Source organism: Bacteroidota bacterium (assembly GCA_016699695.1).
In the GTDB taxonomy this organism is placed as follows: Bacteria; Bacteroidota; Bacteroidia; order Bacteroidales; family UBA10428; genus UBA10428.
Map to the genome: position 1 here is coordinate 2,063,606 of CP065006.1, position 24,335 is coordinate 2,087,940.

A 24,335-nucleotide genomic window follows, 5' to 3' on the forward strand; every position below is an offset into this window, starting at 1 on the left:
GTTTTATAATAACAGAAAAGCATGCTAAACAAAAAATCTGTTTTAATTACAGGAGGTACAGGGTCTTTTGGAAAGAAATTCACCGAAACGATTCTTAACCGGTACCCCGACATTAAACGCTTGGTTATATTTTCGCGCGATGAACTGAAGCAGTTTGAAATGGCTCAGGTTTTTTCGCATGATAAATACCCCGGAATACGATACTTTTTGGGCGATGTGCGCGATTTGAACCGCTTCAAGAGGGCTTGCGAGGGAATAGATGTCATTATTCATGCTGCCGCATTGAAGCAGGTGCCCATGGCAGAATACAATCCGGACGAATTTATTAAAACAAATATCGGAGGGGCACAAAATATCATTGAAGCAGCATTAAGTAGCGATGTAAAAGTGGTAATCGCACTTTCCACTGATAAGGCTGCAGCACCAATCAACCTTTACGGTGCCACAAAACTGGTTTCTGATAAGCTGTTTATTGCCGCCAACAACATTAAGGGATGGCGCGATTTACGTTTCTCTGTGGTACGTTACGGCAATGTAATGGGGTCAAGAGGTTCTGTGATTCCGTTTTTTATGGAAAAAGCCAAAACAGGGGTTTTACCCATCACCCATACTGAAATGACCCGCTTTAATATCTCACTCGAAGATGGGGTGGATATGGTGCTTTGGGCCATCGAAAATGCGATTGGTGGCGAAATATTTGTACCAAAAATTGCCTCCTATAAGATTGAAACAGTTGCCAGAGCCATTGCCCCCAATGCTGAACTCCGCGATATTGGAATACGGCCTGGTGAAAAGCTTCACGAGGAAATGATTACCGAGAGCGACTCCTACTATACAATTGACATAGGCAAGTACTATGCAATTCTCCCCGCCGGATGCAATATGCAGACTTACCTCGACTACTATAAGGGAACAAGGGTTCCTGGGGGGTTTAAGTACAATTCCGGACAAAACAAGCAATGGGTGGGTGTGGAAGAAATGCGCGAACTTATTGTGAAATATGTCGATTCTGATTTTATACCGCTTGTATGAAACCTATACCCTACGGAAAGCAGGATATTACTGAACAGGATATAAAGGAAGTGATAAGGGTATTAAAAGGAGAATTGATTACCCAGGGGCCTGAAATATTTAAATTTGAAGAGACATTTGCATCCTATATTGGAAGTAAATATGCTGTAGCAGTTTCGAACGGAACAGCAGCCCTGCACCTTTGTGCCCTGGCGCTCGATGTAAAACCAGGCGATAAAGTAATCACCACACCAATTACTTTTGCTGCAAGTGCAAACTGTGTGCGCTACTGTGGGGGAGAAGTTGTTTTTGCCGACATCGACCCGGAGACTTACCTGATCGACATCCATCAGGTTCGCCGGATATTGGAGCAAGCGCCCCGGGGAACCATTAAGGGAATTATACCCGTTGATTTTGCTGGCCGGCCGTTGGATATGGAAAAATTCAGGCAACTGGCAGATGAATATGGCCTATGGATTATTGAAGATGCCTGCCACGCACCCGGAGGTTACTTTACAGACTCCAAAGGAACCACACAGTTTTGCGGAAACGGAACCTATGCTGATTTATCCATTTTTTCCTTTCATCCGGTAAAGCACATTGCCTGTGGAGAGGGGGGTATGATTACCACCAATAGCGAAGCCCTATACAACAAACTTCTGATGTTACGAACCCATGGTATTACGAGGGAGCCCGCATTGTTGAATGAGAACCATGGTGGCTGGTACTACGAAATGCAGGAGCTGGGGTTTAATTATCGAATGACCGATTTTCAGGCAGCTTTAGGTTTAAGCCAGCTGCAAAGAGCGCAGCAAGGCTTGCACCGACGTAGGCAAATAGCCGAAAAGTATAACCAGGCTTTTTCTAACAAGCCATACATAAAAGGGCACTCAGGCTTAATCGACGGGCATGCCTATCACCTCTACATCATTGAAGTTGAAAACCGCAAAGGGCTTTACGATTACCTCCGCGAACAGCGTATTTTTGCCCAGGTACACTATATCCCGGTGCACCTGATGCCCTATTACCAGCAGTTGGGTGGCAAAGCAGGCGATATGCCCCATGCCGAGAAGTACTATAGCCAATGCCTTAGTATCCCGATGTTTCCGACAATGACGGAAGAACAACAACTACATGTTATAAAATCGGTTAAAAATTTTTATAATGAAATGTGATTATAGCGATGAGTTTATTCTTGCATTATTAACCAAGCAATTATCCTTTTTTAGTATTACCCAAGAAGAAACAAAATACTTACACGTTGCATATCTTGAAGCAAAAAAAAGGACTGAATATTGTTTTTCTGCATCAACAAACAAATATTACAAGAAGGATGGAGAAACTGTTTTTAATCCATTTCATTCGGGACAATGGTGTATTTTTTTATATTATTTGAGCAACACAATTTATACTACTAAAATATTAACCCCCCTATGTGATAAAATTTATTATCTAAACCGAATGTTAAATGCAGTAGACTTATTTTATGAAGTGAATTTGCCGCCAATTTTTGAATTAGATCACCCTCTAGGTACTGTAATTGGGAGAGGAACATTTGGCAATTATTTTTTCTTTTCACAGGGTTGTACAGTTGGAAACAACAAAGGAATCTTTCCTGTATTTGGCGAAAATGTAAAAATGATGTCCAATAGTAAAGTTATTGGGAATACTTTTATTGGTGATAATGTAATTATTGCAGCAAATACTTTTATTAAGGATCAGAATGTGGATTCTAACTTAATTGTATTTGGAACTAGCCCTAACCTAATTTTTAAAACAAATAAAAACAAATAGTTTTTATCAATATTATGAAAAAGCCTAAATATATTATTGAAGTAGCAAATACACATGGAGGTAATTTTGAGTATATAATAGCTCTAATTAATAAATTTTCGGAATATAAAGAAGGTTTTGGCATTAAATTCCAACCATTTAAACCCGATACAATTGCAACCAATGATTATGCTTATTTTGATGTATATAAAGAGTTATATTTTAATAATATTCAGTGGAGCACAATAATAAGCAAGGCTTTTGAATCAAAAGAGATTTGGTTAGATATTTTTGACTTGTATGGAATTGAAGTTTTAAGTGAAAATACAGAAAAAATAGTTGGCATTAAATTTCAATCCTCGGTTTTATATAATTACGAAGTTTTTAATAAGCTCAAAACATTTGATTTAAGCAAGAAAAAAATAATAATTAATGTTGCAGCACAACCTATTGAAGACATTCAGCAAATAATTAATTATTTAGAAGAAGGATTGAAACCCGAGGAAATATTATTGGAATTTGGTTATCAAGCCTATCCTACTTCACTCGAAGATTCTGGTTTGTGTAAACTCGATATTATTAAAGCAAAATTTAATAAAAGAATTGTTTTTGCCGATCATGTTGAAGGAAGATCAGATGATGCAATTATCCTACCCTTAGTGATTTCCACTTTAGGAGTTGATTACATCGAAAAGCATGTTATGCTCGAAGAAATGGAGACTAAGTATGATCACTATTCGAGCCTTACCCCTTCGAGGTTTGAGCAAATGGTATCTCAAATTAATAGATATACTTCTTTAAATGAAAAACCATTTATTAACGATAAAGAAAAAGTGTATTTAAAAAACACAATGATGATTCCAATTTTAAAAAAAGATATTGAGGCGGGTTCATTAATTAATTTTAATGAGGATGTTATATTTAGAAGAAGTAATAAAAGCGGACTTACTTCAAAGGAGATTAAAGAGCTGCAAAATAGTTTTAATATTATTGCTATTGACAAAAAAGAGGGAGACACCTTATCAATAGATGATTTTAAAAAAGCAACAATAGCAACGATAGTAGCTTGTAGGTTAAAATCAACAAGGTTACCAAATAAAGCATTACTCCCAATCGGTGGTTTACCATCAGTTGAGAGATGTTTAAAAAGTTGCCTTGAATTTAAAGATGTTAATCACACAATACTTGCCACATCTGATTTACTAGATGATGATGATCTAAAGAATTACACATATAATTCTAGTGTGGTTTTTCATAAAGGGGATCCAGAGGATGTTATAAAAAGATATTTGGGTATTGTTGAAAAGCTAAAAATTGATATCATAATAAGAGTAACCGCCGACATGCCATTTGTTTCAAGTATTATTGTTGAAAAATTATTAAAATCGCATTTTAGCGAAGGCGCAGATTATACGATATCAAAAAATGTAGCAGTTGGTACTGGAGTTGAAATTATTAATGCCACTTCACTAAAAAAGATCAAAAACTACTTTAAAAGCGCGAAATATTCTGAATACATGACATGGTATTTTCAAAACAATCCTGAATATTTCAAGCTGAATTTTTTCGATTTACCAGATGAACTTGTGCGGAATTATCGCTTAACACTTGATTATCCTGAAGATTTAGAGATGTTTAATCAATTGCACGATAATTTAATAAATAGCAAATTAGATTTAAATATTTTAAATATATTTTCATTCCTTGATACTCATCCCGAGATAAATAGTATAAATTCTCATCTAACGCTAAGATATAAAACGGATAATGTATTAATAGACACGCTTAACAAGTACACAAAAATTACTAGTGATATGATCAAAGGTCAATAGTTTTATTTTTTTATGAAAAGGGTGGTATATATTAGAGTAGACGGAAATGCAAGGATTGGCTTAGGGCACTTAATTAGATGCGTTTCATTGGCTCTAATGTTGAAGAAAAAATTTACAGTAAAATTTATTTGCAAAGAAATTCCGGATGACTTAAAGGATAATATTTTTAAACAAGGGATTGAGAGTATTATAATTAAAGAAGAAGAAGAATTCTTTGAACTATTAAGTTATGGGCAAATTATTGTAATAGATGGGTACTCCTTTGATTATGAGTATCAAAGAAGGATTAAGGAAATAGAAGTTAAGTTAGTTTGTATTGATGATGTACATAAAAGCAGGTTCAATTGTGATATACTTCTAAACTATACACCTGGAGTTGAAATTAAAGAGTATAATGCAGCACCATATACAATTTTTGCTCTTGGCATGAATTATATCCTGTTACGACCATCATTTCTCAAGCAAGCAAAAAAACCCAAAGAAGTTAATAAAATGGAAACCGTTTTTATCTGCTTTGGTGGATCTGACCCACTTAATTTAACTCAAAAAACACTTGAGATAACTTTGTGTCAATTGATATTTAAAAAAATAATCATTGTAACAGGTCATGCTAATCAGAACAAAGCATATATTGAGAGCATATCGAAAAACGATAGTAGAATAATACATAAACATGCAGTGAATGAGCAAGAAATGCTGAAATTAATGATTAAGTCTGATGTTGCAATTGTGCCCGCAAGCAGTATGCTTTATGAAGTTTTATCTGTTGGATGTATTCCAGTTACAGGAAAATATGTTGATAATCAAGATTTAGTATATGAATATTTTAAAAAATCAGGGTGCATTGTGGATGCAGGTACATTTTCATCTGATGAAATTAAATTGGCATTAAAAAAGATAGCCACAGACCAGAATAAAATAAAATTAATAGATGGGATATCGCCTATAAGAATTTTAAAACTGTTTACTATTTTAGATAAAGAGTTTAGAATAAAATTACAAAAAGCTAGTATTAGTGATTTGAACATAACATTTGAATGGGCTAATAATGAAATCATACGCCAATTTGCTTTTAATAAGCATATTATTAGTATTGAAGAACATACTAATTGGTTTATTAGTAAAATTAATAATCCTCAGTGCTTTTATTATTTAGCATTCCAAAACAGTATACCATTAGGTTCAATACGCTTTGATGTTATCGAGGGCGAGGCAATAATAAGTTATTTAGTTGATCCTAAATACCATGGACAGGGTTATGGAAAAACAATCCTCAAAATGGGTATAGAAATTCTTATGAAAGAGTTGAGTAATATTTGCGTTAAAGTTTTTGTTGGTAAAGTTTTTTTACAAAATATTCAATCGATTAGAGCTTTTGAAAGCCTTGGTTTTGAGAAAAAGGATAATAAGGACTACTATAAGTATGTGAAATGGGTAACGACGGATCTATTAAAATAGGAAAGCACCTATTCGAAAGAAATAGCAGAGTATTCATAATTGCGGAATTATCTGCAAATCATAATGGTTCTTTGCAAGTTGCAATTGATACTATAAAAGCCGCTAAAAGAGCAGGGGCAGATGCAATAAAGTTGCAAACATATACCCCTGATACGATTACATTAAATTCTAGAAATAAGGATTTTAGAATAAACGAGGATACAATTTGGGATGGCAAATATCTTTATGATCTTTACAAAGAAGCATATACACCTTGGGATTGGCATCCAATTCTATTTGAAGAAGCGAGGAAGCATGATTTAATTTGTTTTTCTTCACCGTTTGATTTCTCGGCAGTTGATTTTCTGGAATCTTTAAATACTCCAGCCTATAAAATTGCTTCATTCGAAATAACTGATATACCTCTAATTGAATACGCTGCATCAAAAGGAAAACCAATGATAATATCTACAGGCATTGCTGATATTGAAGATATTGAATTGGCAATTGAAACCTGTAGAAAGATTAATAATCATCAAATTATATTATTAAAATGCACCTCAAGTTATCCTGCACCCATTGATGAAGCAAACTTACTAATGATACCTGATTTTATGAAGCGTTTCGGTGTTTATGCGGGCCTCTCAGATCATACTATGGGTATAACTGTTCCAATTGTTGCAACCTCTCTTGGAGCAAAAGTAATTGAAAAACATTTTATTATAGATCGTTCAATCGGAGGTCCAGATTCTTCATTTTCTTTAGATGAAAAGGAGTTTACGCAAATGGTAAAAGCAGTAAGAGAAGCTGAAAAGGCCATCGGGATAGTTGATTATGAACTTACCCAAAAGCAAAAAAGGGGAAGGTCTTTTTCACGCTCACTTTATATTGTTGAGGATATTAAAAAAGGTGACCTTTTCTCGTCTCAAAACATTCGTTCTATTAGACCTGGTTTTGGTTTACACCCAAAACATTTTAAGGATGTGATTAATAAAAAAGCAAAGTCAAATATTAAAAAAGGCAATGCTTTAAAATGGGATGATATAGAGTAATATGAAAACTAAGAATATTGAAAAAGGTAATTAACGTTATAAATATTTATAAAAAGCACTTTAAAGCTGGTTTTTTTTATACTGTAACCTCTTTATTTTCAACTTTTACAAGCCTTTTAGCAGGATTTTTAGTTCTGCGTTGGGTAGGTCCTGAAGAAATGGGAATTTGGCAACTTCTATTAATAATTAATAATTATGCAATAATTGGAAATTTAGGTGTTAATACCGGATTAGGTAGAGAATTACCTTTCCTGCTCGGTAAAGGAGAAGAAGAAAAAGCCTTTAGCTTAGCTTCTACAGCAAAGGCTTACTGTTTGTTTAGCTCAATAATTACTTTATTAATAACAATTTGCGCCGCAGTTATTTTTTATTTAAGGGGATCTAGCTATTTATTTATTATTACACTAATTGTTGTTGGTGTAATACTTTCTGTAAATTACTATAAAGAATATATTTTAACTCTTTTTAGAACAAACAAAGCGTTTAATAATTTATCCTATGCTTTTTTATTTCAAGGTGCAGTTAACATATTTTTAGTTCCAATTATTTATTTCAATAAGTTTCAAGGATTTCTTTTATATAATCTCATTACAATTATTATTTCCTTATTGGTATTATTAGCAATAAACCCAATAAGAGTAAAAAGTAGATATAGCAAACAGGAGTTTAAAATATTAATTAAAACTGGCATGCCATTGTTTGTAATGTCATACATGTATGGTGTATCTAAAACGTTTATTAAGTTTGCTATTCTAAAGTTTGGTGGTGTAGAAATGTTAGGTTTGTTTTCACCCGTTTTGACTATTAGAAACAGTATTAATACATTGCCAAAAATAATTTCGCAATATATTTATCCGAAATTTACATATAAGATTGGTGTATCAGGTGATTCATCTCAACTTTGGAAGCCAGTAAAACACATCTCCTTTATGCTCCTTGCTGGCCTAGGTTTAATAGTTTTGCCTATATATTATTATATGCCAGAATTACTTGAATTATTTTTTCCTAAGTATATAGATAGTTTATTCCCAAGCAGAATGGCTTTGTTATCTGGCATTATTTTTAGTTCTTTCATTGGGGTTATTACTCTAAATAGTATAAAGGGTTATAAAGAAAGGTTGATAATATCAGTGATTTATTTATTAGTTTCTGCATTAATTCCATTTCTGCTCCCTGTATATTTTACAAATAAAATAGAAGGCTTAGCGTATTCTATTCTTATTATCGACATAATTTATTTTGCAGTTGCATATTTTATTACAAAAAGGAAACTACTAAATACCTATTAAAATAGATGAATCATTCGGACGTAATAAAAAGAAAGAATAGGAAGTTCCTAAAAAAAACATATTATCTAAAACTAATATTCTATCCTTTAATAGCTTTTATAGGTAACTCCGAAATAATTCTTTTTTTTGAGAAACCAATAGATTGGATAATAAGGTTATTTGGTGTCAATAAGAGTGTTCATACATTTATAAAACATAGAGATTTTGCTAAATGGTTCAAAGGTGAGTTTACTAAAAATACAGGAGACAAAATACTTTTAATACCAACACAAGTAGGTGCCAATAGTAATTTTATTCTTCTAAATCTTTTATTCTCAAAATACTTTCAGCAAAAAGGTTTTAAGCCTATATTGTTTGTTTGTAATTCTTCTGTCGAAATTTGCATGAAAGAGACCTACTTCAAAAATCGCTCAAAGAATCCCAATTTTTGTAGAGAGTGTTTTCATGGTTATAATAAAATCCGTAAAAGCACTGGAATTGAAATTCTGATGATGAATGATTTTTTTGATGATTATTTAAAAGTCTATTGGATTGAACAAATTGCTATAATTGAAAAAATAGAGTCATTAACTGATTGCAAGAATTTTGAGTATTCCGGTTTTGGAATTGGGGTTGTTGCTGAGAAAAACGTCTTACGTTATTTATTGCAAGGTAAATTTTATAATGTTCCGTATGAAATTGATATATACAAAAAAATACTAAAAGCCAGTGTTAAGCATTTTCTAATTATAAAGAAGCTATTTGAAACAAGGCTAATTAATAATTCAATCTTAGCAAATGGCACTCTTGCATTCGAGTCAATATATAGGGAGTTCTGCCACAGAAATAATGTAAATTACATTACTTATGAGACATTTACAGGAAGCAATAGTGTTATTTACAAAAAAAACGATGAGGTTATGAATTTATCCTGGCCTAATGAGTGGTCCGTTTTTAAAAAAAATACAATACTAAATAAACAAATAATAGATGCTGTAGAAAAATTTTTCTCCAGTTTGCAATCAGGAAATGGTATATATACCAAATGGAATGCTGAACACGAAACGGACAAGCTTAAAGGAGTAAAACGTTACGCTTGCCTATTTACAAATCTTAATATTGATACTGCTGTATTAAGCAAGCACAACATTTTTATTGATATGGAGGATTGGATTATTTCAGTTATTGATTTTTGGGAAAGAAGTGTCAATGGTTTAACGCTTGTTATAAGAGTCCATCCTGCAGAGGTTAAGCATAGAACAGCAACTGCTGAATTTATGGGCGATAGAATAAAAAAACACATTAAGACAAATGACATTATTCTTCTCGATTCAACCGATAAAGTCAATTCATATGTTTTATTAAAGGGTATGGAATTTTCAATGGTTTACTCAAGCACAATTGGATTAGAAACAGCTTTTTTAGGTAAACCTTGTTTAGTTGCAGGCATGCCATATTATAGGAATCATTCCTTCATATTGTCTCCATCCAGTAATGAAGAATATTTTCAAACTTTAGGAAAGTTAATTTCTGGTCAATTCGTTTTCAAAATCGACCGAAATGAACTATTTAAATTGGTTTATTTCACTTTTTTTGAGCGAACTAAGATGCTTAAGGGAATTAAGCTGTCAACTCCTAATGGTGAGTGTAATTCAATATATTCAGCCCCTGAAATAATGATCAATGAAAATAGGAAGTTTTTTGAAGACTTTTACAATGAACTTATTAATAAAGACACATTTGAAATGCAGTAAATTTACTTTTGATTTTTTTGAATCAAAAGTAAATTTACTTGGAAAAATTTCTACTCTTACTATTGAAGAAATTATTGTAAAACAAGGCATTAATAAATACTTTGTGTTGGACTAAAATATGGGAGAAATTATTCTATATGCATTTTTTCTTTTTCTCCTTTATTGGGTCATTACTAAACGTGCTGATTTTATATATTTCATTCCATTTTTCGGACTTGGCATGGATATGTCATTTAACGTCTTTGTTGGATTTGGTATCCCAGCCTATGTAAGGGGCGTTGTCTTTTTTATTTACTTTTTTTCCGCACACAAATACATAACCACCAACCGCTTTTTTCTGCCTTTTTACCTCTTTTTCTTCTGGATATCTTTTCTGCTTACACAGTCCGCCGAGTTATTATACTCTTTTAAGGCCGTGATACAGGTTGTGTTTTCAATGCTCACTTTTATTGTAGCCTATAATTATTTTAATACACAGCAAAAATTGTTTCGCCTTCTGCACAGTTTGTTTTGGGTGGTTGTAGTAGCCATTGTAGCTACTTCATTGGGCTATTTGTTTGGCATCGGGAGATCGTTTGATTACCTTGGTAAAAATGATGTAGAGGAGGATGTTATCGGTTTGCTTGGCAGTAGCGGCTTGTATGGGCCGGGTATTGTAATTGCCCTGGTGCCTCTGATTTTAAAAACTAAGCCGCCAAAGTACCAGAAAATATTGTTGCCCATACTAAGCATTGTGCTTTATATTTTTATGTTGCTTACCATTCGTCGAACAGTGATTATGATACCCATAATTGGTTTGTTTGGGTTACTTTTTTTTCATCGTCATAAGGCGCAAATAATTAAGGTTTTTATTTTATTAATAGCCTTTTTGTTAGTTACTTATCCATTGTACGAACAGGTTTTGCTGCAACGATTTGAGATGAGAAAAAAGCAAGGACGCTTTGAAGAAGATTTTTATAAAACAGAAGGGCGATACCTCGAAAATGTCGAAATATGGGAACAAATAACCAGCTTTGAAGAACCCGCCAGGATTCTATTTGGATTAGGGAATAAAATTTTTGCCGAAAACATCAGCGACAAGGCTATTGCAGGCCGAATGTACCACACCGATTTTGCAAAATTGTTTTATGGAGTAGGTATTTTTGGAATAATCTTGTATGTTTTTATTTATTTAACTTTATTTCTCTGGCTTTACAGGGTGCCCGATGAGGCCCGGTATGCTGAATACAAAGCAGCGATGTTTGCCATTTTTCTCATATTGGTGTTTGTGTCCATCAATGGCAGCATCAATATTATCACTTACCGTTCCATTGCTTTTTTGCTTTTAGGAGCGCTTATGGGTTTTGTGCGTTCTGAACGCTTACGGGAGGTAAGGGGTAAATTATTGTACCAAAAAGAAAATACGTAAAACAGATGCATTTTTTTCTTAGCAAAACAGGGAAGAGCAATCACAGTCATCATTTTTTTCTTGAAGGGTATTATTTGCATTACACACCGGATGCAAAAAACCTTCACCGCGAAGTTCTGATCGAAACCGATGAACGCTTAATTATAGGCGATGTAAACCAAACATTCTATGCAGCTGTATCGGCAGATCCTACACGACAAAACATTGAAATCCACATTAAAAGCCTGAGCAATGGATACCTTTTACTGGCGGATAAAAAGGAAAAGTCTTTCTACGTTTATACCGATATTTTTGGGTTCTATTCTCTGTTTTTACTCGAAAAGGATAATGGGATTTATCTATCCTCAGAATTTCGAGATCTGATAGAACATTCAAGCAAAAAAGAAAATGTTTTTGCCCTGCTCGATATTCTGTTGTTTAACTATACGCTCCTGGATCGCACATTATTGGTAGATGTGAAACGACTGCCGGGTGGTTCAAGGGTAGTATTATCAGGCGGGTCAGAAACCGAATGGAGTGTGCCTTATAATTATGCCGGCAATTTTCAACTAACTGCAAAGAGTTATAAAATCAATAGTCAGTTGTTTGCACAAAAATTGCAGCAAGCTGTTTTACAAGAAATTTCAACAGAAATCCCCAATTTTATTTCCATGACAGGAGGCTTCGATTCAAGGGCTATCCTGGCGAGTTTGGTACATAACAAACAGGATATTAATACAATAACCTATGGTCAGCCTGGAAATATTGAATCAGAAACACTCAAGTCCTTTATTGGACAATTTGCCAAAGGGCAGCTCTCGCTTTTACTCGATGAGCACTATTTAGAACAATTACCCGTGATATTTGAGCACTTTCTGGAGAAAAACCTCGATAATCCTGTTTTTTTTAACCTTGTCGAATACGAACAGTATTCAGCGCACATGCCTCCCGCGAATTTGATTATAGGTTTTATGGGGGGTGAAATTATTAATGGCCAGGCACTGGGTGCAGAAGTTACTTTTACTCGTTTTGCAGCACGTCTTTTACAGGCTAAAGACTACCGCGAACTATTACCTGATTTCGAAGAAGCCATTCATTCAACAGGAATGCTTAATACAGATTATATCAACTCATTTTCTGAGGCTTATTTAAAAACACTTAGTCCCTATTTTGTGCAGGAAAACAATTTAAATATTCTGCAATTTGTAATTAACGAAGAATATGCGAAGTTCTTTGGTGCGGCAAATAAAGTGTTTAAAGCTTCCTTTAATGTAACAGTTCCGTTTATACAAGCTGATTTTCTTAATTTTTTGCTCAACTCGCAGATAAGTTTCTTGCGAAAAGCTCTCTTTAAGCAAAATCCATTGCGGAATGTGAAGTCAAAAATTCTCTTTGCCAGGGCAATTGCTTATTTGTGCCCTGCCTTAAAGCCAACCCGTTTCGACCGCTTATACAGGGTAAAGGACCTTTCCAGTATTTTTTTGTGGCCTCTGGCAGCCTATTACTATTTTTTGGTACATGCCTTTCGGAAAAGTAACAAGCAGTATACACGCACAACAGATTATTTGTTGTGGTACAAAAATATTCTTTGGCCAGCATTAGAAAAACCATGCCCGTATTTAAACAAGGATATGGATAAAATAATCGATAAGTCATTTACGGTTCGTCAGAAACATCAATTATACCGGTTGGCTGCTCTTATCCTATCACTTGATAAAATTAAGGCAATGGGTAAGTGAATTGGCTTTAAGGCTAGCTGTTTCAGCATTTAAGGGGGTTAACTCCTTGCGATTCAACAGCTGATAGGGTCAAACTATTTCTCATAATGATACCGACAGCTATAGATTAAAATTTCTTCATCCCGATATTGATAAACCAGTCTGTGATCCAAATCAATCCTACGCGACCAATAACCAGCCAAATCATATTTTAATGCTTCAGGTTTCCCTTTCCCATCAAAAGGAGTTCTTTGAATATCTTTTACAAGTTCATTGATTTTTCGGTATCCCTACTACCAAGTAGGTATATAAAAATATATAGCCAGGGTATACTTTTGGGGCATGAGAAAGAACCAGAAGTATACACAGGAAGAGATGTACATGGCAATAGAGCTATGGAAAGAAAGCGGGATATCGCAGAAAAACTATTGTAATCAAAACCATCTTTCCTATAGTACCTTCAAGTACTGGTTTAATAAATACCAGAAGGATAGACATGGTAAAAAACCAGGATCAACAAAGTCATTTATACCTGTACATATACCTCAAACTATCACTACCCACCTGCCGGAATCCAATACCGGGATGATATCTATAAGCTATCCAAATGGGGTTGTTGTAAATTGCCCTACCACTACGAGCATCGAGCAATTACGGGGACTAATAAAGCTATAAGCAAATGTTTACCCTCTCATCCACCAATAAGTTCCACCTGTTCAGCCAGTAAGCCGATATGCGCAAGAGTTTTGATGGCCTGGCCGGACTGGTGCAAAACAACCTGGAAAACAACCCATGTAGTGGGGATGTTTTTATATTCATCAATAAGCAGCGAAATAAGATAAAGCTATTGCACTGGCAGGGCATTAGTTTTACACTTTATTACAAAAGGCTTGAGAAAGGCACATTCGAACTTCCAAGCTACGATGCCAACGTTGGCAGCATAACCATAGGCTATACCCAAATGGTAATGATAGTGGATGGGTTAAGTATAAAAAACATCCAACGAAGAAAGCAATACCAGCCAAGCCTGGTTTCCTGATATTTATTAACAAAGCCTTGAAACATAGTGAATAACAAAGGTGGGCAAAAACCTTTACTGCAAAGCTATTTGCATACTTTTGGGGCATGACTTTGACACCCGAAAATATAAGCTTTCAAGAGCTTGTTGAGATAAACAAAAAACAAGAATCTCAGATAAACCATTTGGAGTCACAAATCAGCCAAATGCAGTTCCAGATTGATCAGATGAACCGCTTGCTTTTCGGGGCAAAGAGAGAAAGGTTCATCCGCAACGCCGACGAAGCCCAACTTACCTTGCCCTTTGATGTGAAAGTGGAAGAAGCCCCTGAAAAAGAGCAGGAGGTTATCAGTTATGTACGGTCGAAAAATACCCACAGGGAACATCCGGGAAGGTTGCCCCTGCCATCACATTTACCAGTTGAAGAGATAGTTATAGAGCCTAAAGAAGATACAACAGGGTTAAAGTGCATTGGCAAAGAGGTAACCGACCAACTGGAACTTGTCCCGGCCAAACTGTACATCAAACGGTTTATCCGTCCAAGATACATAAAGCCAACCGATGAAACTGCTTTAAACCATGTAGGCATTATAGCCGACCTGCCAACCTTTCCTATCGAAAAAGGCATAGCAGGCCCTGGTTTACTGGCACAGATCATGGTTGATAAGTTTGTAGACCACCTGCCTATTTACAGGCAAATAGAACGGTTTAAAAGAGAAGGCATTCACATGCCATCCTCGACCCTTAATGGCTGGCAGGAATCGATATGTAATTTACTGGAACCACTTTATGATACCTTAAAACACAGGGTGCTCTCGCAAGGCTACTTACAGGTCGATGAAACCCCTATTCAGGTATTAGATAAAACGAAAAAGGGGAAAACACACCGTGGTTACCACTGGATATATTACAGCCCGCTTGAAAAGACTGTATTCTTCGACTATAACAATGGGCGCTCCCGGGAAGGACCAACAAGGCTCCTGAAAAACTTCAAAGGTTATTTGCAAACCGATGGCTATAACGTATATGACATTTTCGGGAAGAAAGAACATATTACCCTGCTAAATTGCATGGCGCATGCCCGGCGTGGGTTCGAAAAAGCATTGGATTATGATAAACCCAAGGCTGAATATGCAATGGACATGTTCCAAAAACTTTATACCATAGAACAAAAAGCCAGAGATGAAAACCTTACCCAGCAGCAAAGGCATGAACTCAGGCTTGACCAGTCGCTGCCCATACTCAACGAATTGGGCAAGTGGATAGTTGAAACATATAAAACCGAATTGCCAAAATCGGCCTTAGGCAAAGCACTGGCATATTGCATACCTCGTTGGGATAATTTATTGGCATACTTAAATGACGGTTCATTGGAAATAGACAATAACCTGGCTGAAAATGCTATTCGACCAATAGCCCTTGGCAGAAAGAATTACCTGTTTGCCGGTTCCGAAAGAGGAGCTGAAAGGGCTGCCATGTTCTATTCTTTCTTCGGCACCTGTAAAAAGAACAATATAAACCCTTTTGAATGGCTAAGAAAAGTATTGGAAGTTATACCCAACTATAAAGTAAACCAACTAACCGATTTGTTGCCGCAAAATTTTAAGCTGTAGTTACCCAAGCTAACACAAAGTAAACTTATCTGCAACATCTAACCATGACCTACTTGGTAGTAGGGATACATTTTTCGGAGTATCTTTTTATCCTCTCTCTGCCATGATAGATAATCTTCCCAGGCATTTTTAGAAAACGTAATCCGCGTCATTCTTCAATCAAATCACTTACAACAGTCTTTCCCTCTTTCATCTGACGTATCGATTCATACAATCTGTCAGCATTGCTTTTGGAGCTTAACAGATGAACCGTCTCCATGATGGAGTTATACTCATCCAGGGATATCATGACAGTACCTTTACCTGTTTTTCTTTTTACAATCAGAGTCTCATTATTATCCTCGATATCATCAAGGTATTTTTTTAATTGAGTCCTAAACTCAGAAAAATTTGCCGCAATCATGCCTTTTGCTTTTGTTGATTATTAATTAGGTACAAATAGATGTACTTTATATTCGAATTGCAACTTTTGTTCCCTAACACCAATTTACATTTTAGCCAATTTTGTGGTGCTTTTTTAACTATTTGTCAGGTTGTATTTTTGCATGCGGCTATTTATAACATGCTATCCACATTAGCAGCGTAGAAGCTTTTCATTACCTTAGTATCCGGTTTTATATCTATTGTTTATGATACCCATTTATTGCCTCACCGATTATAAAGGCATCTTCGGTTCGAAGTTCGATGCAGTGCCTTACCGCTCAGGTTTCGACAAGGAACTGATAAAAGTTCTATTTGAGAAAGAGGGCTATACCGCCGTATTCCTAAAGGCATCCGAGGTGTCGTTTTCCGGTATCGACTGGAAAGGAAAGATAGTTCTGTATTCCTCTTCGGAAGAATACAAGCTCTTGTATAAAAGTTTCATCGAAGATATAGTGTATGGCCTCCATCTGGCAGGAGCAATATTATTCCCGCAACCGGGTTTCCTTCGGGCCAACAACAATAAGGTGTTTATGGAAGTGCTGAGTCAGACTGTGTTGCCTGCTACTTTGCAGACCTTGCCCGGTCATTGTTTTGGTACTTTTCACGAACTGGAACAGGCCGTTGGAAAGGGACTGATTTCTTTTCCTTGCGTATTTAAAATGGCTGCGGGGGCCAAAAGCCGCGGTGTGTTTAAAGCCAGCCATGCGCAGGAGTTGCTTAAAAAGGCGAAAAAGTCCAGTAGCAGTTTCATCCTTCCTGTTCAATTAAAAGAATGGATACGGACCAAAATACATAAAGGGTATGGCCACGAATCGGCCTATCAAAATAAATTTATTATTCAGCCTTTTGTGCCGGAACTTAAAAACGATTGGAAAATTCTCATTTATGGCGAAAAGTATTTCATTCTTAAGCGCAGTGTGCGGGTGAATGATTTCAGGGCCAGTGGCAGTGGAATAGATTACCGGAGTGGTAGTAAAGCAGAGTTTCCGTCTGAAATGTTTCCATTTGTGCGTGATTATTACAGGGCTCTCGAAGTGCCCAATCTTTCCATCGATTTCGGTTACGATGGGTCGAAGGGTTATGTATTCGAATACCAGGCCATCCATTACGGTACCTATACCCAGCAGAAGAGCAAAGATTACTATGAATACATCAATGGAAACTGGGAAATTAAAGAGAACAATCTTTCGGTTGAAGAAGTATATGTGCACAGCATAGTTGAATTCATGAAGCGAAAAAATGTTGCTGGAGCCTAAGCTCCTTTGTGTCTTGGAGCCCTTGGTGGCAAAATAGGATAGCCACTAAGACACCAAGAACACCAAGGTAGAACAAAGAAAATAGCATTTCTTGGAGCCTTGGTGGCGAAAAGACTAGCCACCGCTTATATTAAAAAATACATCGGTTAATTTTAAAGTTATGCAAACAAATTCATATTCTCCGGTGCCTGAACATATAGATCGAATTGGTAAAATAGTGGTTGATGCTGCTTTTAATGTTCATAAGAATCTGGGTCCTGGTTTGTTGGAAAAGGTGTATGAGGTGTGTTTCTGTCATGAACTTGCCAAACGAGGTTTAAAGTTTCAACGACAAGTTAGCATTCCAATCGAATATGATAATATTGTTTTTGATGAAGGCCTTCGTTTAGATGTATTGGTTGAAGATTGCATTATATGCGAGCTCAAAGCAATGGATAATGTTAATCCTGTATGGGAAGCCCAACTGCTAAGTCATCTAAAACTTACAGGGAAAAGATTAGGATACCTGATTAATTTTAATGTTGTAAAAATGAAAGAAGGGATAAGAAGATTTATTGTTTAGAAATTATAAGGCTCAAGAGGTAAAAGATTGCCACCAAGACACCAAGAACACCAAGGGAGAACAAAGAAAATAGCATTTCTTGGAGCCTTGGAGCCTTGGTGGCGAAATAAGAATAGCCACTAAGCCACCAAGAACACCAAGGGGGGAACACCACGAATAGGTTCTCTTGGTGCCTTGGAGCCTTGGTGGCAGAAAAAGGATAGCCACTAAGACACCAAGAACACCAAGGAAGAACAAAGACAATAAAATTTTTTGGAGCTTAGGTGGCTGAGAAACTGACATGTAAATGAGAAAAAAAAAGATCCTCATCCTGGTTCCTTCTCCCCGCTCTCCGGGTGGGGTAGGTCATTATTACCAGACAATAAAGCCCTATTATACCATTAACATAAGGTATTTTGTCCGCGGGGTGCGCAACCAGCAGTCGCTACTTAGCCGAATGCTTTATCCCTTGGTGCAGCTATTCGACTACCTTTGCTTTGTTTTTCAACTTCTATTTTATCGCTACCAGCTTATACATGTCAATACTTCGTTTGGTTTCACCGGCATCTTGCGCGATGCGGGTTTTATTCTTTTGGCAAAACATTTTCGCAAAAAATACCTGGTTTTCTTTCGGGGTATCGACGAAGCTGTAATGCTTAAAGTCGAAAAGAAGTTGTGGAAATTGTTTCGTAACACATTTCTGAAAGCCGACATGATCTGGGTATTGTCGCATAAGCTCGAGGCTCAATTACGTGAGTGGGGTTACCAGGGCCCTGTGGAGGTTGAAACTACTTTGGTGGATGAGGCCTTGTTGAATGGATTTGACTTCGAAAGCAGCCTGGCAAAGTATAATTCAAATCACCAGTTTGAAATCTTGTTTATGTCGCGTCTCGAAAAAACAAAAGGTATTTACGAGGCCATCGAAGCGTTCAGAATTTTGCAACAGACACACCCATGGGTGCGTATGCGTATTTGCGGATCGGGCTCAGAAAGGAGCAAAGTGGAGCAATTTATCGGCGAACAACTAAACCGCGAGATCTTTCTCGAAGGGCATGTGTCGGGTACCGGAAAGATCAAGGCCTTTACCCAAGCCCATCTGTTTCTTTTTCCCTCGTATTTCGAAGGAATGCCCAATGCAGTGCTCGAAGCCCTGGCTTTCGGTCTGCCCGTGGTAACAAGCAAGGTAGGAGGGATTCCCGATATTTTTATCGACCACAAAATGGGTTATCTTACCACCGATATTTCTGCCCCCAACCTGGCCAGGCTCATGGCAATGCTCATCGATAAACCAGAACATTGCAAAGCAATCAGTCAGTTTAATTATGAATATGCCCGTGGGCGCTTTTATGCCGGCGAAGTATGCCGACGAGTTGAGCAGCATTATAAAAAATTATTGGATGATTCAAACAGCCATCGATAAACTGGCAGATTACTGCATAGCACAGGGTTTTCAGGGTTACGACCCCTACGACACTCTTAATTCGCCCATACCCTTTCGCTGGTTTGGAAAGTGGGGTCCACCGGTGGCCATTCAGATACAAAAGCGCAACCCTTATCATATTCGACCTTTTATGGGTATCAAAAAGGGTATCAATCCAAAGGGAGCAGGGCTTTTTCTTAAAGCTTTTTGTCTTCTTTATAGAAAAATAAAAAACGAAAAATACTTAGATCAAGCTAAGTGGCTGTTCAATTGGCTAAAGCAAAACTATTCCAAGGGTTATTCAGGCTATGCCTGGGGTTATAATTTCGACTGGGCATCGCCGGGCAGCTACCTCAAAGCCTATACTCCTTCGGTGGTGGTAACCTCCTTTGTAGTAGACGGCATTTATGAATATTACCTGCTTACGGGTGATCCGGAAGCGGCTGCTTCTATAACCAGTGCAGCTCATTACATCGAGAAGGACATTCCGGTCACTGTTTTCGAAACGGGAATAGCCTATTCTTACACCCACCTGCAGGCCGATTGTTGCTACAATGCCAGTTTGCTCGCTGCTGAGGTATTAGCAAAAGCAGACAAGGTAGCAGGCAAAATGCGCTACCATGAAAATATACAAAAAGCAGCAAATTTTGTGCTGTCGAAGCAAAAACCTGGTGGGGAATGGTATTATAGTATGAACCTTACTTCTGGTGAAGAACGCAAGCAGATCGATTTTCATCAGGGTTTTGTGTTGGTCTCACTGCATAACCTGGCTACCTTGGCCGGACTTCAATCACCCGAAATGCAAACGGCAATTATTAAAGGATTAGCCTATTATCGGCATTACCAGTTTCTGGAAAATGGGCAAAGCCTTTGGCGTGTACCTGATAAATGGCCAGTGGAAATTCACAACCAGAGCCAGGGTATCATTACTTTCTCACGCTTACAGCATTTCAACCCGGGTTATGCAGCTTTTGCGCATCAAATTGCTCGGTATACCCTCGAAAACATGCAGTCAGAAAAGGGTTATTTTTACTACCGGAAGTATGCTTGGTATACTAATAAAATTCCTTTTATGCGCTGGGCGCAGGCATGGATGCTGCTTGCACTTGCTGAAATTTTAGAAACAGATGAAAAGGATTAAAACAGGAGCCCTCGTTCTCGAAGGCCATGTGCAGGGTCTTTCGAATACCAGAGCTTTGGGCGAAGCAGGGATCCCCGTTTATGTGGTCGATACAAACAACTGCCTGGCAAGGTATTCGCGCCATTGCAAGAAGTTTTTTTTGTGTCCCGATTTTCGGTCGCCCGACTTTATTCAGTTTCTGGTTGACTTGGCACAAAAAGAAAATCTTGCAGGTTGGGTGCTTATCCCAAGCAACGACCATATTGTCGAAAACCTTTCGAACAACCTCAGTATTATTCAAACTTATTATAAAACCGTGGTGCCCGCTCCTGATCAACTTACAGATATCATCGATAAAGGCCGGTTAATTGAGATAGCCCGCAGCTGCAAGGTTCCGGTTCCGGAAACCATTTTTTATTCCAATGTCGATCAGGCTGGCAGTAGACTTCGTTACCCGGTATTGGTAAAAGGAAGGGCGGGGTTAAGTTTTTACAAAAACCTGCGTGCAAAGGCCATACAAGCTGAGTCTTTGGCCGAACTGAAGGCCATTCTGCCTGATATTGCTTCCAGGGTTCCACCGGAAAATATTCTGATACAGGAACTGATTCCTTCTCATCCGGCCCATAAGGTTATTTCGTTTACTGCCTTTTGCATTGGGGGCGAAATCAAAGCCCACTGGTCGGGCATTAAAATACGTGAACATCCGGTAAAATATGGTACCGGCACCTTTGCAAAAAGTGTGTACAATGAACAATGCCATCGCCAGAGTATTGTTCTTTTAAAACAACTGGGCTATACCGGAGTGTGCGAAGTGGAATATTTATTCGATGAACGAGACCAGCAGTATAAACTAATTGAAATCAACCCACGAACCTGGCTGTGGGTGGGGCTTGCCAAAGCCTGCGGAGTGAACCACACCCTGATGGTGTATAATTACCTGCAGGGCATTGCCATGGATTACCCAAAAAGTTATACCCTTAACCTGGGATGGATGAATTACTTTACCGATACTGTTTTTGCCCTCAAAGCGCTAATGAAAAGGCAACTTCGCTTGAAAGATTACCTAAGGTCGATGTGGATGCGCAAAAAGAATGCGGTGTTTTCGTGGAGCGATCCCTTGCCCGGGCTGGTTTTTCCCTTCATGGTATTTTATATTGCCCATAAAAGGGGTTGATATGGACTGACTTACCCACCCCTAACCCCTCCCGGGAGGGGAATGGTTAAGCGGATATAAAGGAAAAAACAGCTTGTATTTTATTGACGAAGAAATAGGTGTAACAGCAACCGGGTATTTTTTACATCGTCTGAACTCCCCTCCTTGGAGGGGCCGGGGGTGGGTTGTTTTAACAACAAAACGCAGGATAAAAGTAAAACGAGATTTGTTTGATACTATAGATTAACAAAACCCACCCCTAACCCCTCCCGGGAGGGGAATGGAAAGGCGGTTATGAATGAAAAAACAGCTTGTATTTTATTGACGAAGAAATAGGTGTAACAGCAACCGGGTATTTTTTACATCGTCTTGACTCCCCTCCCCGGAGGGGCCGGGGGTGGGTTGTTTTAACAACAAAATGCAATACATGTAAACCGAGTTTTGTTTAATACTATAAATTAGCAAAACCCCCCCTAACCCCTCCTAAGAGGGGAATGGCTGATCGGATATAAATGAAAATAGTGCTTGTATTTTACGGATGAAAAAACGGATGAAACACCAGCCGGATAATTTTTCTTTGTCTTGACTCCCCTCCCTGGAGGGGCCGGGGGTGGGTGATGCTTGGAATAATTTTTTAAACTCACTACTTCATTACTAACCATAATATGTAAGTGCTGCTTTTCCCCCAAAACAGTTAACTTTGGTGAACGAAAAACAAAAATTATTCTTACGATGGAACAAATAATCATTGTTCTTACAACCATCTTGCTTTCAACCTCCATGTTTATCTTTTGGGTAGCCAAAGGTGGATTTAACCGCAAATTCCTATATACCGACAATGTGTGGCTTGGCCTTGTTTCATCGGTTGTTAATCTGCTAATTTACAAGTACATTTCAATGCCTCTTTGGCTGATGACTCCTTTTGTGAGCGGTTTTGTGGTGCTGGTGCTTTTTATCGCCCTCTTTCTGTACCGTTTTTTCCGAAACCCGGTACGTATTATTCCTGGCGAGCGCAACGACATTGTTTCCCCTGCCGATGGACGCGTTATTTACATTAAAGAATTGGAGACGAATCAGATACCTGTTACAATAAAGAAAAAGCGGGTTGCCCACATCAGCGAGATAACCAAAACCGATATTTTAGAACAACCCTGCTACCTGATTGGTATTGCCATGACTCTTTTCGATGTCCATTTCAACCGTGCCCCCATCGATGGGAAGGTGATTATGGTGAAACATACCCCCGGCACCTCCATAGGGCTCAACACACCCGAATCGACCCTTACCAACGAACGCAATACTACTGTTTTTGAGCGAGAAGACGGCGTAAAAGCTGGCGTAGTGCAAATTGCAGCCCGCGGCGTAAACCGTTGTATTGTAATGTCGAAAGAAGGGGAGGTGCTTAGCCGTGGCCAGATTTTTGGAAAAATCCGCTGGGGTTCGCAGGCCGACCTTATTATTCCGCGCAATTGTGAGATAATGGTAAGAGAAGGCGAACAGGTGCATGCAGGGTCTACCATCGTGGCTAAAATTCTTTAATTCTCAACACTTTCTTTATGAAACTCTGGTTCGACTTTACCAATCCGCCACACGTTAATTTTTATTACCCTCTGATACAGCACTACAGCCAACCCGAAAATAGCGTGCTAATAACTGCCCGTGAATTTGTCGAAACGGTGAAACTGGCAGAAGTCAAAGGCTTACATCCAAAAGTATTAGGAAAACATGGGGGCAAAAACAGGGTTTCAAAACTTTACAGTTTGCTTTCACGCGAAATGCTATTGCTCAACCAGATATCTGACTTCGATGTCAGTCTTTCTTCGAATTACGAAGCCCCGCTGGCTAGTTGGTTGAAGCGGAAAATGTCGCTGGTTTTCGATGACAACGACATCTCGCCCAATTGGCTTTACAGCAAATTTGCAAGCTTTGTGATCTCTCCTGAATTTATCGACCGCGAAGCCATGTACAGGATGGGTATTAAAAAAGAGCAATTGATTACCTATCCGGGCTTCAAGGAAAACATTTATGCAGCTGGCTATGAGCCTGATCCTTCTTTCCTCGATAATTTACCTTTTAAAGAGTTTGTGACCGTAAGGCCAGAAAATCTACAGGCATCTTATGTTCCCGATGGTGCGGTGAGCATTGTTCCGGAGTTAATCGATAAGCTGGTAAAGTCGGGGTTTAATGTACTATACCTACCCCGCTATGCTGCCGATAAGGCATATTATAATGAGAACAAGCAGGTTTTTATTCCCCCGGCCCCCCTTAATGGCCTGGATGTATGCTATTATTCCAATGCAGTGCTAACCGGGGCGGGTACCTTTTCGCGCGAAGCGGCTGTCATGGGCACACCTTCGGTTTCATTTTTCTCGGGTAAAACGTTTCTTGGTGTCGACAAGCAGATGTTTTCGGAAAAGATGGTTCTTCACTCGCGCGATAGCGATGAAATTGTCCGCTTTGTGCGCACCTCGTCCAAAAAGGGATTTGATCAGCAAAAATCCCTGGCAGTGCAGCAGGAACTTTTTGGTGTAGTCGATACCCTGCTGAGTAAAATTTGAT

Annotated in this window: 23 protein-coding genes; 20 read left to right on the forward strand and 3 right to left on the reverse strand. The window is 37.9% G+C overall.

Annotated features, from left to right (window positions below; translation table 11 throughout):
* The first annotated feature begins 21 nt into the window (after positions 1–21).
* The 10 genes from pseB (at position 22) to IPM71_08820 (ending at position 13,253) form a co-directional block, all read left to right on the forward strand.
* Positions 22–1,032, forward strand: coding sequence for a UDP-N-acetylglucosamine 4,6-dehydratase (inverting) (pseB, locus tag IPM71_08775; protein QQS49714.1), 1,011 nt, complete (start codon positions 22–24; stop codon positions 1,030–1,032).
* Positions 1,029–2,186, forward strand: a complete 1,158-nt coding sequence (gene pseC / locus IPM71_08780) for a UDP-4-amino-4,6-dideoxy-N-acetyl-beta-L-altrosamine transaminase (GenBank protein ID QQS49715.1) — start codon at positions 1,029–1,031, stop codon at positions 2,184–2,186. Before pseB ends, pseC begins: the two co-directional genes overlap by 4 nt.
* The gene (locus tag IPM71_08785) at positions 2,176–2,805 is read left to right on the forward strand and encodes a transferase (protein ID QQS49716.1); all 630 of its coding nucleotides are present in this window, start codon (positions 2,176–2,178) and stop codon (positions 2,803–2,805) included. Before pseC ends, IPM71_08785 begins: the two co-directional genes overlap by 11 nt.
* Before the next feature lie 14 nt (positions 2,806–2,819).
* Positions 2,820–4,616, forward strand: a complete 1,797-nt coding sequence (locus tag IPM71_08790) for an N-acetylneuraminate synthase family protein (protein QQS49717.1) — start codon at positions 2,820–2,822, stop codon at positions 4,614–4,616.
* Between the two features lie 12 nt (positions 4,617–4,628).
* Positions 4,629–6,074, forward strand: a complete 1,446-nt coding sequence (gene pseG / locus IPM71_08795; protein QQS49718.1) for a UDP-2,4-diacetamido-2,4,6-trideoxy-beta-L-altropyranose hydrolase — start codon at positions 4,629–4,631, stop codon at positions 6,072–6,074.
* Positions 6,047–7,105 carry a pseudaminic acid synthase gene (pseI, locus tag IPM71_08800; protein QQS49719.1) on the forward strand — a complete coding sequence of 353 codons (1,059 nt, stop codon included), beginning with the start codon at positions 6,047–6,049 and terminating at the stop codon, positions 7,103–7,105. Before pseG ends, pseI begins: the two co-directional genes overlap by 28 nt.
* A gap of 17 nt (positions 7,106–7,122) precedes the next feature.
* Complete coding sequence (locus IPM71_08805; protein ID QQS49720.1) at positions 7,123–8,394, forward strand: hypothetical protein; 1,272 nt, start codon at positions 7,123–7,125, stop codon at positions 8,392–8,394.
* A 5-nt stretch (positions 8,395–8,399) separates the two neighbouring features.
* Entirely contained in the window at positions 8,400–10,127 is a 1,728-nt protein-coding gene (locus IPM71_08810) for a hypothetical protein (protein QQS49721.1), read from the forward strand.
* Between the two features lie 118 nt (positions 10,128–10,245).
* A complete protein-coding gene (locus tag IPM71_08815) occupies positions 10,246–11,535 on the forward strand; it encodes a hypothetical protein (GenBank protein QQS49722.1) in 1,290 nt (429 codons plus the stop codon).
* Between the two features lie 5 nt (positions 11,536–11,540).
* Entirely contained in the window at positions 11,541–13,253 is a 1,713-nt protein-coding gene (locus IPM71_08820; protein QQS49723.1) for a hypothetical protein, read from the forward strand.
* 74 nt (positions 13,254–13,327) lie between these two features.
* On the opposite strand, the gene IPM71_08825 is transcribed toward IPM71_08820, so the two are convergent.
* Positions 13,328–13,510, reverse strand: a complete 183-nt coding sequence (locus IPM71_08825) for a Txe/YoeB family addiction module toxin (protein QQS52803.1) — start codon at positions 13,508–13,510, stop codon at positions 13,328–13,330.
* A gap of 64 nt (positions 13,511–13,574) precedes the next feature.
* Here IPM71_08825 and IPM71_08830 point away from each other — a divergent pair, with 64 nt between their 5' ends.
* The 3 genes from IPM71_08830 to IPM71_08840 all read left to right on the forward strand — a co-directional run bounded on the left by IPM71_08830 (position 13,575) and on the right by IPM71_08840 (position 15,863).
* Entirely contained in the window at positions 13,575–13,907 is a 333-nt protein-coding gene (locus tag IPM71_08830) for a hypothetical protein (GenBank protein QQS49724.1), read from the forward strand.
* Between the two features lie 58 nt (positions 13,908–13,965).
* Positions 13,966–14,271 carry an IS66 family insertion sequence element accessory protein TnpB gene (tnpB, locus tag IPM71_08835; GenBank protein ID QQS49725.1) on the forward strand — a complete coding sequence of 102 codons (306 nt, stop codon included), beginning with the start codon at positions 13,966–13,968 and terminating at the stop codon, positions 14,269–14,271.
* Positions 14,272–14,357: 86 nt separating this feature from the next.
* Complete coding sequence (locus tag IPM71_08840; GenBank protein QQS49726.1) at positions 14,358–15,863, forward strand: IS66 family transposase; 1,506 nt, start codon at positions 14,358–14,360, stop codon at positions 15,861–15,863.
* Between the two features lie 38 nt (positions 15,864–15,901).
* Here IPM71_08840 and IPM71_08845 read toward each other — a convergent pair whose 3' ends face one another.
* Both IPM71_08845 and IPM71_08850 read right to left on the reverse strand, forming a co-directional pair.
* Positions 15,902–16,015, reverse strand: coding sequence for a type II toxin-antitoxin system YoeB family toxin (locus tag IPM71_08845; GenBank protein ID QQS49727.1), 114 nt, complete (start codon positions 16,013–16,015; stop codon positions 15,902–15,904).
* On the reverse strand, positions 16,012–16,266 hold the full coding sequence (locus IPM71_08850) for a type II toxin-antitoxin system Phd/YefM family antitoxin (GenBank protein QQS49728.1): 255 nt from the start codon (positions 16,264–16,266) through the stop codon (positions 16,012–16,014). The genes IPM71_08845 and IPM71_08850 overlap by 4 nt, the downstream gene beginning before the upstream one ends.
* A gap of 226 nt (positions 16,267–16,492) precedes the next feature.
* Here IPM71_08850 and IPM71_08855 point away from each other — a divergent pair, with 226 nt between their 5' ends.
* The 7 genes from IPM71_08855 to IPM71_08885 all read left to right on the forward strand — a co-directional run bounded on the left by IPM71_08855 (position 16,493) and on the right by IPM71_08885 (position 24,334).
* Positions 16,493–17,542, forward strand: coding sequence for a hypothetical protein (locus IPM71_08855; protein ID QQS49729.1), 1,050 nt, complete (start codon positions 16,493–16,495; stop codon positions 17,540–17,542).
* A gap of 160 nt (positions 17,543–17,702) precedes the next feature.
* Complete coding sequence (locus tag IPM71_08860) at positions 17,703–18,104, forward strand: GxxExxY protein (GenBank protein QQS49730.1); 402 nt, start codon at positions 17,703–17,705, stop codon at positions 18,102–18,104.
* A gap of 286 nt (positions 18,105–18,390) precedes the next feature.
* Positions 18,391–19,503 carry a glycosyltransferase gene (locus IPM71_08865; GenBank protein QQS49731.1) on the forward strand — a complete coding sequence of 371 codons (1,113 nt, stop codon included), beginning with the start codon at positions 18,391–18,393 and terminating at the stop codon, positions 19,501–19,503.
* The gene (locus tag IPM71_08870) at positions 19,406–20,644 is read left to right on the forward strand and encodes a hypothetical protein (GenBank protein QQS49732.1); all 1,239 of its coding nucleotides are present in this window, start codon (positions 19,406–19,408) and stop codon (positions 20,642–20,644) included. The genes IPM71_08865 and IPM71_08870 overlap by 98 nt, the downstream gene beginning before the upstream one ends.
* Positions 20,631–21,797, forward strand: coding sequence for a hypothetical protein (locus tag IPM71_08875; GenBank protein ID QQS49733.1), 1,167 nt, complete (start codon positions 20,631–20,633; stop codon positions 21,795–21,797). The genes IPM71_08870 and IPM71_08875 overlap by 14 nt, the downstream gene beginning before the upstream one ends.
* 711 nt (positions 21,798–22,508) lie before the next feature.
* Positions 22,509–23,315 carry a phosphatidylserine decarboxylase family protein gene (locus IPM71_08880; GenBank protein QQS49734.1) on the forward strand — a complete coding sequence of 269 codons (807 nt, stop codon included), beginning with the start codon at positions 22,509–22,511 and terminating at the stop codon, positions 23,313–23,315.
* Between the two features lie 17 nt (positions 23,316–23,332).
* Positions 23,333–24,334, forward strand: a complete 1,002-nt coding sequence (locus tag IPM71_08885; GenBank protein QQS49735.1) for a DUF354 domain-containing protein — start codon at positions 23,333–23,335, stop codon at positions 24,332–24,334.
* Position 24,335 lies beyond the last annotated feature (1 nt).